The following is a 14577-nucleotide window of genomic DNA, read 5'->3' on the forward strand; positions in this document are numbered from 1 at the left end:
CCACTCCCGGTGCTGCCTGTAGCATTAAAGCCCACAAGGTTTTAACACGTTAATTGTTTATAAAAAAATACCGTTGCATCGAACTGACCTGACGCACTCAGGGCAAAATCAGGGATTCTTCCCGCTTCTGTATAGCCCAGCTTACGATAGAGGGATGAAGCAACATCCCCTTCCCGGGTATCCAGCACAATCAGGCTGCGCTGCAATTGCTGACAGCATAATTCAGCTGTGGTCATCAATGCTTTTCCTACCCCTTTGCCGCGGGCAGCCGTGTTAACCATCAGTTTTTCCACTTCAGCCCTGTGGCACCCGTTACGTTTTGACGTCAAAGCAAGCTGCACTGTGCCAATGACTGCATCCCCTTCACAGGCGACAAACAATTTACGCCCGTCACCTATGTCATTCGCCACCCCAAGCCAGTAAGCCTCGGCTTCCTCATCGCTTAACGGTGGCAAAAAACCTATTGAAGCACCGTCATCCACGCAGTTTTGCAACAGCGGAATTAACTGCGCCTTAAAAGGTGAAACGTCCTGAATCTCAATCACATCCATATTAGTTACCCTACAATCAAAATACTCTTTTACCTGCTAAATACTGTCTCTAGACAAGCGTGATCAAGGAGTCTGAATCACGCAGATCGGGAAATCACCCGGGTTTCTGCCGCCGCCCATATCCAAACACACATCTTCATAGCGAAAACGTTCAAATTGCATACCTGCCCAGAAAACAGCCAGCAGTATGGCCAGAGCAGCAACGACTTGCATCACTTTTTTCATAACAACCTCTCTCAGGCAAACTGAACCTCAGCCTGAACATACAGACCTCACCTGGCACAATCCGCTCAGGTGAGGCTATTTCCACATCCGGGTGCAGCGAAAGACAGCCCCGTTTTTTTCCAGCGGTGAAGATCCATTTCCATAGTGACAGCGTCCCACCAGCGCCCTTTAAAGTAACGGTGGGAATGCAGCCTTTCGGTTTCGATCATACCAAGACGACGACAAAGTGCTATTGCCGCTTTATTGGCCGCCAACGTTTCTGCATACACTCGGTGAAGACCTAAATCTTCAAAACCAAAGTTGACTAACCCTATCATTGCTTCTTCAGCAATGCCCTGCCCATGACAGGCTCGCAGCAAACCGCAGCCAACCGACGCATCACCGCTGTTATCTATGCGTAATCCCGCAGTACCGATCAAAGGAGACACTGGCTCCTTGCCTTGTGCCAGACGGATCGCTAACTGATATTTTGCCCGGGGGCGTTCTCTGGCCTGCTCAACAAACAGAGTGACCAGATCACGCATAGCCTTCTCATTGCAATCTTGTTCACTGTAAAAACGCTGATACTTTTCATCTTGTGCCATCGCCAGATACGCATCTGTATCTGACGGCAGGAAATCCGTTAAGGCTAACCGTGGTGTAGGTAGTACAAACATGCGGGCGATCCTTGAATCTTTTAATGATTATCTATAAAGCGGCCCTGACGTAAAAATGCCATGGTCTGAGCAATAACTTCATGATTGTTCATGATAAAGGTATGGCTGACCGGCAGGACCAGATGCGATTTCATCCCCTCGACCTGGGTACTGACGACCGACACTTTACCGTCATGAGGCAAAGGCAACAGCCAGGAGGTCAGCAGGCTGATACTGTAATTGCCGGCAATCACGCCCAGCTCAAACTGAACTGGTCCGAGCGTATTAGGCACACTGACCTTATCCGTGCCCAACTGTTGTCCCGCCGGGCCGTAAATCCACTGATACAGTGTTAAATCACGCATGGCATCCACAATTTCACTGCCTTTGTTAGGCGGAGCGAGCATCACGACCCTGCCAAGGCCTGCTATGCGATTTGCCGACAGATACTGCCGGACTAAGATGCCGCCCATTGAGTGTGTAACAAAATGAACCGGTTCAATGTGCTGGCACTGAGACAGAGCTGCTGGAATGACGGACGCCGCAAGGGACTCAATACTTGCCGTTGTCGACGGGTAATCCATATTCACAGTCTGATACCCTGCCAGCTCCAGTGCCATTGTCATGGTATCCATCGCGTTTGCTGTTCTGGCAAGACCATGCAACAGGATCACACATCCCGGCGGCTGTGATGGCGCAGCCTTAACAGCGACAGATACCACAGTCATAACAAGCAGCAGAACAACCTTCACACCTTCATTTCTCATTCGCTATCAATCCTGACGGTGACCCCGGCCAACCTGGAAGACGCTTCAAAACATCCTTTAAAAATCAGAGATCTATTATGCATCAGGGTGAATTTTAATGGAATCTTCGTCAGGGAAAGTCGCGAAAAAATGTATCGAAGGGAAGAGATTGAAAGAAAGATATCAAAGGAAATCACAACGAAAAACCCGCAGTCAGACTGCGGGTTGATAAAGGGTTAGGACACCGTGACATCAAATGCCAATCTCTCCGCCATCATTACGACGAATCACTACAGTGGCGGCACGAGGGCGAACCGTCTGGCCCGACGGGGTTTCTGTCGTCGCGTTATCAGAATACGGCCAATTGTCCGGATGCTGAATATTAATAAAGACAGACTTATAGTCAGGACTGATAGCAAAGCCCGTCACTTCACAACCGTTAGGGCCGACAAAAAAACGTTTCAGCTGGCTTTGGTTTGCGCCGGTGACCGCTTGCTGCTGACCCTGACTGTCCACCATAGCTGAGGGTACAATCGCCAGCATCTGATCGTTGGTGTAACTGGTGACATCCGCCGCGCCGTTATCCGTCTGCACCCACAGGATACCGCGCTCATCAAATGCCAGGCCATCCGGGCTGGCAAACATATTGAGATCAGTCAGGCCAGACAGATTAGTGTCGGCGTCTGCACTGGCGGGTGAGCCAAACAGGAAAATGTCCCAGCTGAACGAGGTCATATCGCTGCCTTCGTCCCAGCGGATAATATGACCAAAGTAGTTGTTCAGGCGCGGGTTTGCGACGTTGGCTTCTGTGCGGCTCGAATTGTTGGTCAGCGTCATATACACAGTACCGGTGAAGGGATCTATCGAAGCCCATTCCGGTCTATCCATTGGCGTTGCACCCACAAGATCAGCCGCCCCGGCGGTATTGAGCAAAATAGCGGCCAATGAATCGAACGTATCGCCGAGCACACCACCGCCTGTAGTCGGGCTGTTCATCGTCAGTGGTAACCAGCTACCTGCACCGTCTTCTGAAAACTTCGCCACATACAGGGTGCCGTGATCCATATACTTATCGCCCGCAACGCGGCGGTTTGACGGATTGGCATCTGCCGGGTCCCATACCGCGTCAGAGACAAATTTATAGATGTATTCGAATTTAGAGTCATGCCCCGAGTAAAAAACAATCGGCTTTCCTTCCTCCAGCTTGCCGAAGGCGCAGCCTTCATGACGGAAACGGCCCAAAGCGGTACGTTTTACCGCACGGGCATTCTGGCTGTACGGATCGATTTCAACGATATAACCAAAGCCATTGGCTTCGTTGCGGTAATCGGCGGCGGCACTTGCTGCGGTTGGCGTAACATTAAAACGCGTGAATTCATCAAGGCGCTCATCGGCATCACCGGCCAGATCATCCCAGCCATAACGTGTAGCCGAGCCTGATACACCGATGCGATTCTGCTCTTCGGTCTTGGTACCTTTATTGACAAAATAACCCGGCCAGTTCTCTTCACACGTCAGATAGGTGCCCCAGGGGGTATAGCCGTTACCGCAGTTGTTCAGTGTGCCACGGGTCTGGCTGCCATCGGGTGAAAAGCGGGTTTCGAGGTAAGAGGTGTACGCCAGCGGGCCTGCCATATCCATCACAGTAGCCGCCGTAAAACGTCGGTTAAGCGGATCGTTATCGACAATCGCCCACTGATTCCCATTCAATTTTACGCGAACCACACTGACGCCGTGAGCGTTGATCTCTTTGCGGATTTCTTCAACACTGGTGCGCAGATTGGTGCCAGAATCTTTACTCGGGCCGTGAGGGTGCAGCGCATTCGAATCGATGTACTCATGGTTGATACACAGTAAACCGTCATCGGCGGCGTCGTTAAGCGGGAAAAAGTGCATGCCGTCATGATGCATCCCCATCGCGTTTGCCTGGTCCTCTGCTGAGTTATTGCCTGTGTTATCCCAGGCGCTGGCTTTATTATTCAGAGGTGTGCCCCAGGGCACCAACACCTGGGCGGAATAACCGGCCGGTACTGCTACGGCGTCCAGTAAAGAGCCGGGAATGGAATCAAAATTCAGCACGGCTGTGCTTCGGTTTGGCACTTCAGGATTTGTCCCCGAGCCGCCGTTAGATTTACCAGAGTTACTGTCGCTGCCACAGCCGGCCAGACCAAAAGTGCTCAAGGCAGTCAGTGCACCCAGACCAAGCGTGCTTTTCAGTGCGGTACGGCGGGAAAGGTGCTTATCAAGCACCTGTTGAAACGTTTCATTGCCACTTTTGTTATAACATGTTGGATCAAATGTTGCCTTGCTCATCAGACTTCCCCAGTTAAGTGCATTATCAGTTTTTATGTATGAACGGGCACACATACTGAGCGCATAGTGTTACAACTGGGCGTAATCTTAATGACGCTTCGATTTCATTATCTTTAAAAACATGATCTTACAATGAGCGAATTCAAACTGGCTTCAGGCTGCTTCTGCTTAGTCGCTCAGCTCAGTGTGAATGATGCCTGACTCCTGAAACACGCTTTTTGCCACTGTCATGCCGTTAATCGCGGCCGGAAAACCGGCATAGACGGCCATCTGCAATATCACTTCGACAATCTGCTGAGGCTGGCAGCCAATATGGAGTGCCCCTTTGATATGACTGGCCAGTTGCGGCTGGCAGTTGCCCATCGCCGTTAACGCCGAAATGGTCGCCAGCTCGCGGGTCTGGAAATCCAGCCCGTCTCTGGAAAGCACGTCACCAAACGGAAAGCTGATAATAAAATCGGCCAGCTCTGGACAAATTGCCTGAAAGGTTTCCTTCAAATGCTGCTCTGCATCCGGGTCGAGTTCGTTGAGCCTCGCCAGCCCGGCCTGATAACGTTTTGAATCCATAAATCGCCTGCTTTTATAAAAAATAGCGCCAAAAAAACCGCCTGCCGGCGGTTTTCACTGTATATTCGAAGGGGATTACAGGTACTGTTTAGCCACTTCCTGCGGCTCCATTTCAGCACCTTCCAGTTCCTGGTTCCAGTTCAGACCAACCAGTACTCCTTCTTCAGAAAGTGTGATCATCCAGTCCTGCACAAACACGTCTAACGGCAGCTGAGATGGCTGAAATTCAGCCCATTCTTCCACACAATGAAATTTTGCATCCGCTTCAGTGGACCAGAACGGCATGACTTCCGACTCTTCAAACTCGCTTGAGTCAACTGACAACCAATCCCCTTCTTCATTACACAGGCCGTACACCACATGCGTCTCTTTAGACTCAGTGAAGAACAATTCAGCATTCGCCTGTACGTCTGCAGTTAATTTCGTCATGATGATTTCTCTCTTGAGTGGGGGCTCGCTGGTTCGCGGGCTTGTTGGCGCAAATAGTAGCAAAGTTTGTGCGCAATGTAAGATCAAATTCTTGATGCGGCACAACGGCTTTACCTCTGTCCGTCTGCCGGGGCCATTGATTACTGGTCTGAGAATTCGCAAGCAGAGGATGAACAGAGATTGTCGCTGTGTCTAACTATTGAACGCTGGCTTCAGCACGCACCGCTTATACTTGAAATGACCACGAAGTGAGCATTATCGAGGTATACATGGCCACAATAGACTGGCAAACCTATCTTTTTCCATCCTCTCTGCAAGCGCCCCGTACGCACTTGGTTGAAGCGCATCAATTACTGGGTGAGCGACTCAGAGGGAAAGTGGCGGTTGACTGCGGGTGCGGCCATGGCAGAGATACCTTCTATCTGTTAGAACAGCGTTATCGCGTGTATGCCTTTGACAGTAATCTGGAGAGCCTGAGGCAGTTATCCACACACCCTCTTGCTGCCTCCAACCCGCTACTGGATCTGCAGCACTGCTCTTTCAGCGAATACCGCTTCCCTAAAGCCCATCTGGTGAATGCCAGTGCATCTTTGTTCTTCTGTCCGCGCGCCGATTTTTATGGTGTATGGCAGAAAATTGTACAGTGCGTCAATCCGGGGGGCATCTTCTGTGGTCACTTTCTGGGCATGAATGGTGATGATTCCGACTTTTCAGACAAGATAATGACGCACAGCAAGCCTGAGCTGGAGCGGCTGTTCAGCCAGTTCTACGTCGTGTCCTGGCAGCAACGCCATGAAGTCTCTTCGCAGCTGACGGGCGAAAAGCGCCAATGGCACATTCATACTTTCATTGCGATGAAAAAGTAGCAGCCATTGACTGTCATGCCTGGTTCGGATCAACGAAAAGCGGGGCTGTTGATTGGGTCGGCACTGTTGCTCATTGTTGTGACCCTGTACTGGGCACCGATTACCCAGCCAGCCAGTTTTTACGATTATGCCGATAACCACCAGAGATTGGGTATCAACAACTTCACCAACGTCATGTCCAACCTGCCGTTTGCCGTGGTCGGGTTGCTGGGTATCAGGCTACTCAGCCAGATCCCGTCGCGACAGGCTGATCAGGTTATCGAACCTGAAATATCCAGCGCGTATTTTCTGTTTTTTCAGGCCCTGTTAGCCACCAGCCTTGGCTCAGCGTTTTACCATCTCTCGCCCGATCCGTTCGGATTAATGTTAGATCGCATTCCGATCAGCCTGGCTTTTGTTAACTTGTATTGCATTGTTTTAAGCGAGTACATTTCGCCGAGGTTAGGACAGCGATTGCTGTTCCCATTGAATGTCTACGGGCTGCTTGCCGTTGTGTACTGGTATTTGATGACGACCACTCAGGGAGATGCAGCGGATTTAAGTGCGTATATTCTGATTCAGTTGCTGCCCATTGTGCATTTGCCACTGATTCTGATGCTGTATAAAGAAAGGCGCCCCGGTAGCAGATATTATCTGGCGGCACTGGTGACATATGGATTCGCCAAGATTGCGGAGCTGCAAGACACAGGTATATTTATGCTGACTGAAGGGTGGATAAGCGGCCACAGCATCAAGCATTTGTTGGCCGCTCTGGCAGGTTGGTGGATTTACCGCTTACTGCAATTGCGTACAGCAAAAAGATAAATTATTTTTCACCAATTCCGCGATGTTGTTTCGGTGCCAGCGTTATTTTGCCGAACCCCAGCTTACGGAAATGGCTGTCACGAAAATCTCTTACTGCCTTCTCGCCGCTGGACACAGCTTCTACCTGCTGTTCCATTTTCAGATATCCTGTTAAATCAATCCCTTCTGCGGCGGCAACCGCCTCATGAATGGAGCGAAACTGGCTGTAGGAAAAACTGATGTGCTTTTCCTGATCCTTATAGGTGTAAATAATTGTTCGTGACATAGCAGGACTCGAGTCGTTCTTGGTTTGTATCGGGTGGCGAAGTGTATCGAAATTTCCCCGCTAAGCCCAGCACTGGTCGGTGTTTTAACCATGGGTTTATCCACCTCTGTATTATTCATGCACTATGTTTTCCCACAGTTATACACAGAAACAGTGGATAACTTTAGCAGTTATCAGTAAAACCCATGAAAATTGAATGGGTTAATATCCGAACTGTTGATAATTATTCATTTCTACCCATACACCTGACGGCCCGGCTTTGCGCAATACCCGCTGGTTGCTGCTGCCCCGCCAGATAAGTGACGCATGATGTAATGCCTGAATAAACGGGCCATCAATCATCACGTCAATATAAGATGTCACCCGCCTTTGCTCTGCGGTCAGGTTTTCCATCAGGTACCCGGTCCACAGCCAGATATCTTTATCCGGGCATTCCTGTCTGACCCGTTTCACTAATTGACTGATGCTGACCAGATTAGCCGGATGAAGCGGATCGCCACCAGACAGCGACAAGCCCCGGCGTAAAATACGCGTGTCCTGCAAATCAGCGATGATGGCATCTTCCATTTGCTGATCGAAATACCTGCCGCTGCTAACCGGCCAGGTCGCTTGGTTATAGCAACCCCGGCACTGGTGCTCACAACCTGAGACAAACAAGGTACAGCGTGTGCCCGGGCCGTTGACCACATCGCAGTTATAGTATTGATGAAAGTTCACTCTCACTCCCGGCGTTACATATGTTTGACACGACGACGGACTTCTTCCTGCTTTCCGGTATTGAAAGGCCGGGCATCCGGGCTGCCAAGATAACCGCAGACCCGTCGAATAACAGACACTCTGGCAGGCTCTCCATTGCCGCATGCAGGGCAGGTAAACCCCTTGCTGGTGCAGCAAAACTCCCCCGAAAAGCCACACTCGTAGCATTCATCGATAGGGGTATTTGTCCCGTAATAAGGTACCCGGGCATAGCTGTAATCCCACACATTCTCAAGCGCTTCCAGGTTATGCTGCAGATTCGGATACTCGCCGTAGCAGATGAATCCCCCGCTGGACACTGCGGGGTAAGCCATTTCAAAGTCAATTTTGTCGTAAGGATTCACTTTCTTTTCGACATCCAGATGAAAACTGTTGGTGTAGTAACCTTTATCCGTTACCCCTTTAATTTCACCGAACTGTTTTCTGTCCAGCGCGCAAAAACGGCTGCACAGGTTTTCACTGGGTGTGGCATACAAACTGAAACCGTAACCGGTTTCCTGCTTCCAGCTGTCCACGGCTTGTCGCAGAAAACGAACGATGGCCAGCGCTTTTTCCTGCCTGCTCTGGCTATCAAAAATATGCACATCACTGCCATACAGTGCATTGACTGTTTCATGTAGGCCAATATAACCCAGCGAAATTGATGCCCGGCCGTGGCGAAATAAATCGCTGACATCATCTTCAGGGCCAAGCCGTACGCCGCAGGCACCTTCCATGTACAAAATGGGCGCCACTTTGGCTTTCACACCGTTTAACGATGATATTCGGTACGCCAGTGCGTCTCTGGCGAGCTGTAACCGCACTGACAGTAACCGGTAGAAGACCTCTTCCTGACCATGGGCTTCCAGCGCAATACGCGGTAAATTCAGGCTGACGACGCCCAGATTACACCGCCCTTCATGCACGATCTTGCCATCGGCTTCAAAACGATCCAGAAAACTGCGGCACCCCATGGGCGTTTTGAACGAGCCCGTCACCGATTCTACCTGTTCGACATTCAGAATATCGGGGTACATGCGTTTTGACGCACACGCCAGCGCAAGCTGCTTGATATCATAATTGCCGTCCTCCGGTTTATGGTTGATGCCGTCTTTAATGGCAAACACCAGTTTGGGGAACACGGCGGTTTTTCTGTTTTTTCCCAGGCCGGCAATGCGGTTTTTCAGCATGGATTCCTGGATAAGACGTGATTCCCAGGACGTGCCAAGACCAAAACCAAAAGTGACAAAAGGCGTCTGCCCATTAGCGGTATGCAAGGTATTCACTTCATATTCCAGCGACTGAAAGGCATCAAAGCATTCTTTTTCCGTCCTCTGCCGGGCATATGCTCTGGCATCGGGGATCTCCCATTCCCGGGCAATGTCCAGGTGCTTTTGATAACTTCTGGTGACATAGGGTGCCAATACTTCATCAATACGGTTCACCGTTGTGCCGCCATAAATATGGCTGGCGACCTGGGCGATGATCTGAGCAGTCACCGCTGTTGCCGTTAAGATAGAGCGAGGCGTTGCGATATCGGCATTCCCCATCTTGAAACCCTGGGTCAGCATGGTTTCAAGATCGATCAGCATGCAGTTAAACATGGGGAAGAAAGGGGCATAATCCAGATCATGAAAGTGCAGATCGCCACTGTCGTGCGCATCGGCAATATCCTGAGGCAACAAAAATTGACGAGCATAGTGCTTTGCCACTATCCCCGCCAATAAATCCCGCTGAGTAGGAATGACTCTGCTGTCTTTATTCGCGTTTTCATTCAGCAGTTCAGCATGGGTTTGCCCCATCAGTCCGCGAATATCTTGCAACATCGCTTCCAGCCTGTTGTCGCTGTCCTTGTTCACTGTCACCACACACCCCACAAACACAAAATAAGCACACTGTTTTTAGCACAAGACACAATATGTTGTGCATTAAGCGACAGATGCCGCAGCTTTGCTTTGATCTGAATCAGGAATGCTTAAATGTCGGTTACACTTTGATATGTGTTTCATTTCAGTGCAGGAGAGCGTCTGATGGCGGCAAGGTTAACAAGGGTAAACAGAATTCGGCCAGACGTTGGAATGACGTTCATCCTGATCCTCTGTGTCAGTTTTTTCAGTATATTCAGCTATGCATCAGACAGCCAGTCCTCTTTTGGCCGCGAACAGCCACAACGGCAATCACTGACTGTTATGAGCTGGAATCTGGAATGGTTTGGTACGCCCCGGGTACCCCGCACCGATGCCGATTATGCCTATTTTACTGATGTGATCCGCCGGGTCTCACCGGACATTATTGCGTTTCAGGAAGCAGACAGTAAGGAAGCCGTTGAGCGAATCCTGCCCAAAGATCAGTACTCGCTGTATCTTTCCGACCGGCACGGCAAAGCCAGCGAAAGCTTCAGAGACGGCAATCAGTACACTGGCTTTGCTATCCGGCAATCCCTGCCCGTCAGTGACCCGCAAGATATCGCCAGTCTGAATATCCGCACCGCGCCCAAATCAGGCGAACGAGCCAGAAAAGGCCGCCTTCGCTACGGAACGTATGTGATTGTTCATCCTCAGTCAGGCACGCCCATACATCTGCTGAGCGTACATTTAAAATCGGGCTGCTACACCAGCAAGATCAACAGACAGTCTGCGTCCTGCCGTGTCCTGAGCTATCAGGCTGGCGTACTGAAAAACTGGATTGATCAACGTCTGGCAGCTAAAGAATCGTTTTTGATCAGTGGCGACTTTAATCACCGGATGGCAGACAGCGGTGACTGGTTGTATCGTTCCCTGAGCGCCCCTTCTTCAGATCGTCATTCTGTCCATCTGCTGACAAAAGACGTGAACGCCTCGTGCTATGTTCGTCTGAACCGCTCCAAACGCAAGGCAGAATACCGGCGATACACCGCTTTGATCGATCACTTTGTGGCGTCTGCCGACATTGCTGATGTCCTCAGGCAGGGAAAGGTCTATCAGTATCCGTTTTCCCAAAAAGATGTCAGCCGCTTAACGCTGTCGGATCACTGCCCGCTGGTACTGGACATCCCTTTGCTGCCGGGCTCCGGCCTTTAAATAAAGCGGATACTAAGGTCTCGGGCTGATTTGTGGGCGATTGATTTATAGGCGACGAATTTGTGAACAAGAGTCAATGATAGCCAAGCGACTCTGCACATCGCCGCATTGTCATGTTAATGTCATCTCAAACACATAGTGTTTCTGGCAGACAAAAACAGAAACCATGATTAGTAGTAAACGATAAGCAGTAAGGAACACAAATGGACAGTATCAACCTGGCAACACTCGTTGTGCCAACCATGGATGAGCTTATGGTTGACCAGCCAGAGTGTGTCTACACCAATACAGATTCAGATGAGCACAACGAAATCATTTTGTTGTCTCACTAAGAACTCATCTCGTTCAAACCGTATATAAACAAACACCCCGCACTTTGGTGCGGGGTGTTTCACTTCCTGCTTACGGATTATTCACGCATAAACGACGAGTTATAGTGACGTACATCAGGCACAATATTGTGCTTGTTCAGTAACCGGTACATGGTTGCACGTGACACACCTAAATCTTTGGCTGCCGAAGCAACCTGACCCCGGTGTGTTTCCAGTACCGCCACCAACACGTCTTTCTCTGCTTCATCCTTAATATTACGCAAGCTTTGCTTGAAATTAGCCTTGCTGGGCAAATCAAAATGCTCAGCCCTTACTTCGTTCCCCTCCGCCAGCAACGCTGCCCGTTTGACCTGATTAATCAGCTCACGGACATTGCCCGGCCAACTGTAGCGCAGCAAGAGTTGCTTGGAGTCTTCCGAGAAACTCGATGCCATGGTGCTGTATTCCTTGGCAAACTTCTGCAAAAAGGTTTCTGCTAACAAGAAAATGTCAGAACCACGCTCTCGCAAGGTCGGTACTTTTATGTGGAAGACATTCAGACGATAAAACAATTCTTTGCTGAATTCCCCTTTAGCTACCAAGGCGTCCAGATCTGCGCTGGTTGCCGCAATAATGCGAACATCGCAGGCTGAATCGCCGTCCAGAGAATCATTGCCAGGAGCCTGAATGAAGGACAAGAGTAATTCCTGAAATTCTTTGGTTAACTCTTCCACATTATCCAGCATAATGGTGCCGTTAAAGCCTGTGCCTTCCTCATCAGGCTTTGACACATGCCTGAGGAAGTTCAGCTTTTCATCATCTTTGCTGAGTGCCCCGCAATTAATCGTCACAAAGGGGGCATGTTTGCGTTTGGACAGGTTATGAACAGACTTGGCTATCAGCTCTTTGCCCGTGCCATTCTCCCCGGTAAGAAACACGTTAACTTCTGTTAACGCCACACGACGAACCATGTCACGTAATTGTTTGATCGTTTTTGACTCACCAAACAAGCCCATCTCGTGCTGGGTGGTAATCTCATGCCAGGAACTGGATTCAATATCCAGCATGCCTAGCTGATGACCAACAGTATCCAGCAGATGGCTGCCTGGTACGGGTACAGTGAAATAGTCGACACAAAAGTTATTGATAAACTGACATATTGCATCTGTTTTCAATTGCTCTTTTTTAATCAGAGCAATCCATCTCACTTGTTTGGTTTTATTTGCCCTCAAAGATATGCTGTTTAAGCTAAAATCATTATTGCTTAAATCAACGATACAAATACATGGGCTGAACTCTTCCAGGATTGAATCAACCGTTCTTAAATCATAACAGCACTGGGTTTTCCAACCTGACTGTTCGAGAAGCGCTATCCAAGGCTCGTAGTTACATCCTATTGCCACTAGTCTGCCATTTAGTGCTTTATTTTGACATTGACCTACCATCAGAAGTCACCTTCATTTCAATGCACATTTATTATTAATGTTCATTGAAAATATAGGCAAGAAACCACTGATACGCGCGGTATCAATAGTAAGAATTGTCTTAATAAGCGTCTTCTCACAACATAATAGGCCAATATTCAACCATTTAAGATTCGAGGCATTTCTGGAACTTTTTACGATCGTATACCTGGCTGGATAAAACTGCATACAAAAAAGGTACAGCAGCCTGCTGTACCTTGACACTAACAACACAAATTGGAAGGAAACAACTATCAATACCCTGTATGCAAAATCGCATTCTCAAGTCGGCTTTTCATTACACTATGCTGGATGTATCCGTTAATATCAGCATCAATGTCTATGTTTCTCTCAATACGAATATTGCTGCCATCCAGGCTGTTTTGCACCACCTGCATGATGCTGTTGGGCAATAAACTGGGCCGTTCAAAAGAGTTGTTATCCCCCACCTGCTTCAAAGTGAGCATTTCGCCACTTGAATAGGCTGACCCTGCGGTAGTGGTGAGCATCCCGTTGCTGATGGTGAAATTGGCAATATGCGAGCGTAATATCTCTTCGCCGTTAAGGGCCGTGATAATACTCAGCCCGATGCTTATCAGCGAACCTTCCGCCGAGAACCCCCCTCGTATTGCAGACATTTCCGATTGTGTCATGGCAATCATGCCCGAATCATTCAATACCAACAAACTCGATGGCTTGGTGAATGCGTTCGCGGAAGTATTTGCCATGACAGCAGCACCTCCCAGGGTGGCTGCTACAACATAGTAAGATAGCTTGTTCATACTAGCCTCTGCCTTTTAGTAATCGTTTGTACCCGGCAATGTAATACTGAACGTTGACAGCGAGTCCCTTGCGACAGCATCAGATACTGGTGAAGGGTTGTACACACTGTAGTTTTCTTGGGTAATGAAACTTTCGCGCCCCTCTTTCACTTTATTTTTCACCAGCAATACCGAGCCGCGATAATAAGGTTTAAATTCACTGAGCTTCATCACCATAGTGCCACGCGACGGATCGCCCAGAATAATCTGTTCACTGTTGATACCTTTAATCACCACAAAGTGCATATAGCCATCGAAATTGACAATGGTTATGGCGGGCACCCCGAGTGTTTTAAATTTCTCAAGCGGAAGACGATAACCATTGGCATCCAGGCCAACAGACTGCATGTAAGCCTTCATATCGAACATGGAAAATCCCTGTTTCTCTATTTTTTCAGGATCACCATTTGCAAACATCGACTTGAATACCGTATTTTCATTGGTCTCAATGCCGTAGTGATAGGTCATCAGTGAAGCCACCGCCGCAGAGCCGCAACTAAAGTCGTACTGCTGGCGCATGACATCACCAAAGAGCTTCTCCTGATAACTTTGCACTTTTACATTGTATGCGCCTCGGCTTGGGAAATAGTCCAGAGCACTCACGGTTGTGCTGACCATTAATCCTGCCAATGCCAGGGTTGCCAGTTTTATTTTCATCACCACACCCTTCGCTGTTATTAACCTGACGCCGCTCTTATTGTCGTCAGGCAGGAAATCATTCTTATCTATCGGAGATTCTCAAGGCTATTGAAAGGCTCCATAGGTAAAAACAATGAAAGGGCCGCCT

16 protein-coding genes and 1 pseudogene are annotated in these 14577 nt (G+C 49.2%); 4 read left to right on the top strand and 13 right to left on the bottom strand.

The features are described from left to right. Positions 1 to 41: 41 nt before the first annotated feature. From IFO68_RS02030 to IFO68_RS02060, 7 genes are all read right to left on the bottom strand, one after another. Entirely contained in the window at positions 42 to 551 is a 510-nt protein-coding gene (locus IFO68_RS02030) for a GNAT family N-acetyltransferase (RefSeq protein WP_192014183.1), read from the bottom strand. A gap of 63 nt (positions 552 to 614) precedes the next feature. Continuing rightward, positions 615 to 776, bottom strand: coding sequence for a hypothetical protein (locus IFO68_RS02035; RefSeq protein WP_192014184.1), 162 nt, complete (start codon positions 774 to 776; stop codon positions 615 to 617). Positions 777 to 841: 65 nt separating this feature from the next. Next, positions 842 to 1432: a GNAT family N-acetyltransferase gene (locus IFO68_RS02040; protein ID WP_192014185.1), complete on the bottom strand. Its 591-nt coding sequence runs from the start codon at positions 1430 to 1432 to the stop codon at positions 842 to 844. Between the two features lie 20 nt (positions 1433 to 1452). Then, complete coding sequence (locus tag IFO68_RS02045) at positions 1453 to 2178, bottom strand: esterase/lipase family protein (RefSeq protein WP_225445003.1); 726 nt, start codon at positions 2176 to 2178, stop codon at positions 1453 to 1455. A gap of 231 nt (positions 2179 to 2409) precedes the next feature. Continuing rightward, positions 2410 to 4470, bottom strand: coding sequence for a PhoX family protein (locus tag IFO68_RS02050; RefSeq protein WP_192014186.1), 2061 nt, complete (start codon positions 4468 to 4470; stop codon positions 2410 to 2412). Positions 4471 to 4638: 168 nt separating this feature from the next. After that, positions 4639 to 5037 carry a carboxymuconolactone decarboxylase family protein gene (locus IFO68_RS02055; protein WP_192014187.1) on the bottom strand — a complete coding sequence of 133 codons (399 nt, stop codon included), beginning with the start codon at positions 5035 to 5037 and terminating at the stop codon, positions 4639 to 4641. A gap of 75 nt (positions 5038 to 5112) precedes the next feature. Further along, positions 5113 to 5466, bottom strand: coding sequence for a DUF2750 domain-containing protein (locus IFO68_RS02060; RefSeq protein WP_027254236.1), 354 nt, complete (start codon positions 5464 to 5466; stop codon positions 5113 to 5115). Between the two features lie 248 nt (positions 5467 to 5714). On the opposite strand from IFO68_RS02060, the gene IFO68_RS02065 reads away from it, so the two are divergent. Next, complete coding sequence (locus IFO68_RS02065; protein WP_237795271.1) at positions 5715 to 6332, top strand: class I SAM-dependent methyltransferase; 618 nt, start codon at positions 5715 to 5717, stop codon at positions 6330 to 6332. A 15-nt stretch (positions 6333 to 6347) separates the two neighbouring features. Beyond that, a complete protein-coding gene (locus IFO68_RS02070; RefSeq protein ID WP_225445021.1) occupies positions 6348 to 7136 on the top strand; it encodes a ceramidase domain-containing protein in 789 nt (262 codons plus the stop codon). 1 nt (position 7137) lies between these two features. Here IFO68_RS02070 and IFO68_RS02075 read toward each other — a convergent pair whose 3' ends face one another. The 3 genes and pseudogenes from IFO68_RS02075 to nrdD all read right to left on the bottom strand — a co-directional run. Then, positions 7138 to 7401 (bottom strand): DUF2960 domain-containing protein, encoded by a 264-nt coding sequence (locus IFO68_RS02075; protein ID WP_120512255.1) that lies wholly within the window; start codon positions 7399 to 7401, stop codon positions 7138 to 7140. 201 nt (positions 7402 to 7602) lie between these two features. Next, the gene (nrdG, locus tag IFO68_RS02080) at positions 7603 to 8118 is read right to left on the bottom strand and encodes an anaerobic ribonucleoside-triphosphate reductase-activating protein (RefSeq protein ID WP_192014189.1); all 516 of its coding nucleotides are present in this window, start codon (positions 8116 to 8118) and stop codon (positions 7603 to 7605) included. Between the two features lie 14 nt (positions 8119 to 8132). Continuing rightward, positions 8133 to 9956 (bottom strand): annotated as a pseudogene (gene nrdD / locus IFO68_RS02085) (anaerobic ribonucleoside-triphosphate reductase); the annotation flags it as partial. A gap of 258 nt (positions 9957 to 10214) precedes the next feature. Here nrdD and IFO68_RS02090 point away from each other — a divergent pair. Continuing rightward, the gene (locus IFO68_RS02090) at positions 10215 to 11195 is read left to right on the top strand and encodes an endonuclease/exonuclease/phosphatase family protein (protein ID WP_192014191.1); all 981 of its coding nucleotides are present in this window, start codon (positions 10215 to 10217) and stop codon (positions 11193 to 11195) included. 203 nt (positions 11196 to 11398) lie between these two features. Beyond that, on the top strand, positions 11399 to 11527 hold the full coding sequence (locus tag IFO68_RS21970) for a hypothetical protein (protein ID WP_255558089.1): 129 nt from the start codon (positions 11399 to 11401) through the stop codon (positions 11525 to 11527). A 77-nt stretch (positions 11528 to 11604) separates the two neighbouring features. On the opposite strand, the gene IFO68_RS02095 is transcribed toward IFO68_RS21970, so the two are convergent. The 3 genes from IFO68_RS02095 to IFO68_RS02105 all read right to left on the bottom strand — a co-directional run bounded on the left by IFO68_RS02095 (position 11605) and on the right by IFO68_RS02105 (position 14447). Next, positions 11605 to 12951: a VpsR-related response regulator gene (locus tag IFO68_RS02095; protein WP_192014193.1), complete on the bottom strand. Its 1347-nt coding sequence runs from the start codon at positions 12949 to 12951 to the stop codon at positions 11605 to 11607. A gap of 272 nt (positions 12952 to 13223) precedes the next feature. Further along, on the bottom strand, positions 13224 to 13751 hold the full coding sequence (locus IFO68_RS02100) for a hypothetical protein (RefSeq protein WP_192014195.1): 528 nt from the start codon (positions 13749 to 13751) through the stop codon (positions 13224 to 13226). A gap of 15 nt (positions 13752 to 13766) precedes the next feature. After that, a complete protein-coding gene (locus IFO68_RS02105) occupies positions 13767 to 14447 on the bottom strand; it encodes a C39 family peptidase (RefSeq protein WP_192014197.1) in 681 nt (226 codons plus the stop codon). Positions 14448 to 14577 lie beyond the last annotated feature (130 nt).

Origin of the sequence: Photobacterium arenosum (genome assembly GCF_014841115.1) — a bacterium.
Lineage (GTDB): Bacteria > Pseudomonadota > Gammaproteobacteria > Enterobacterales > Vibrionaceae > Photobacterium > Photobacterium arenosum.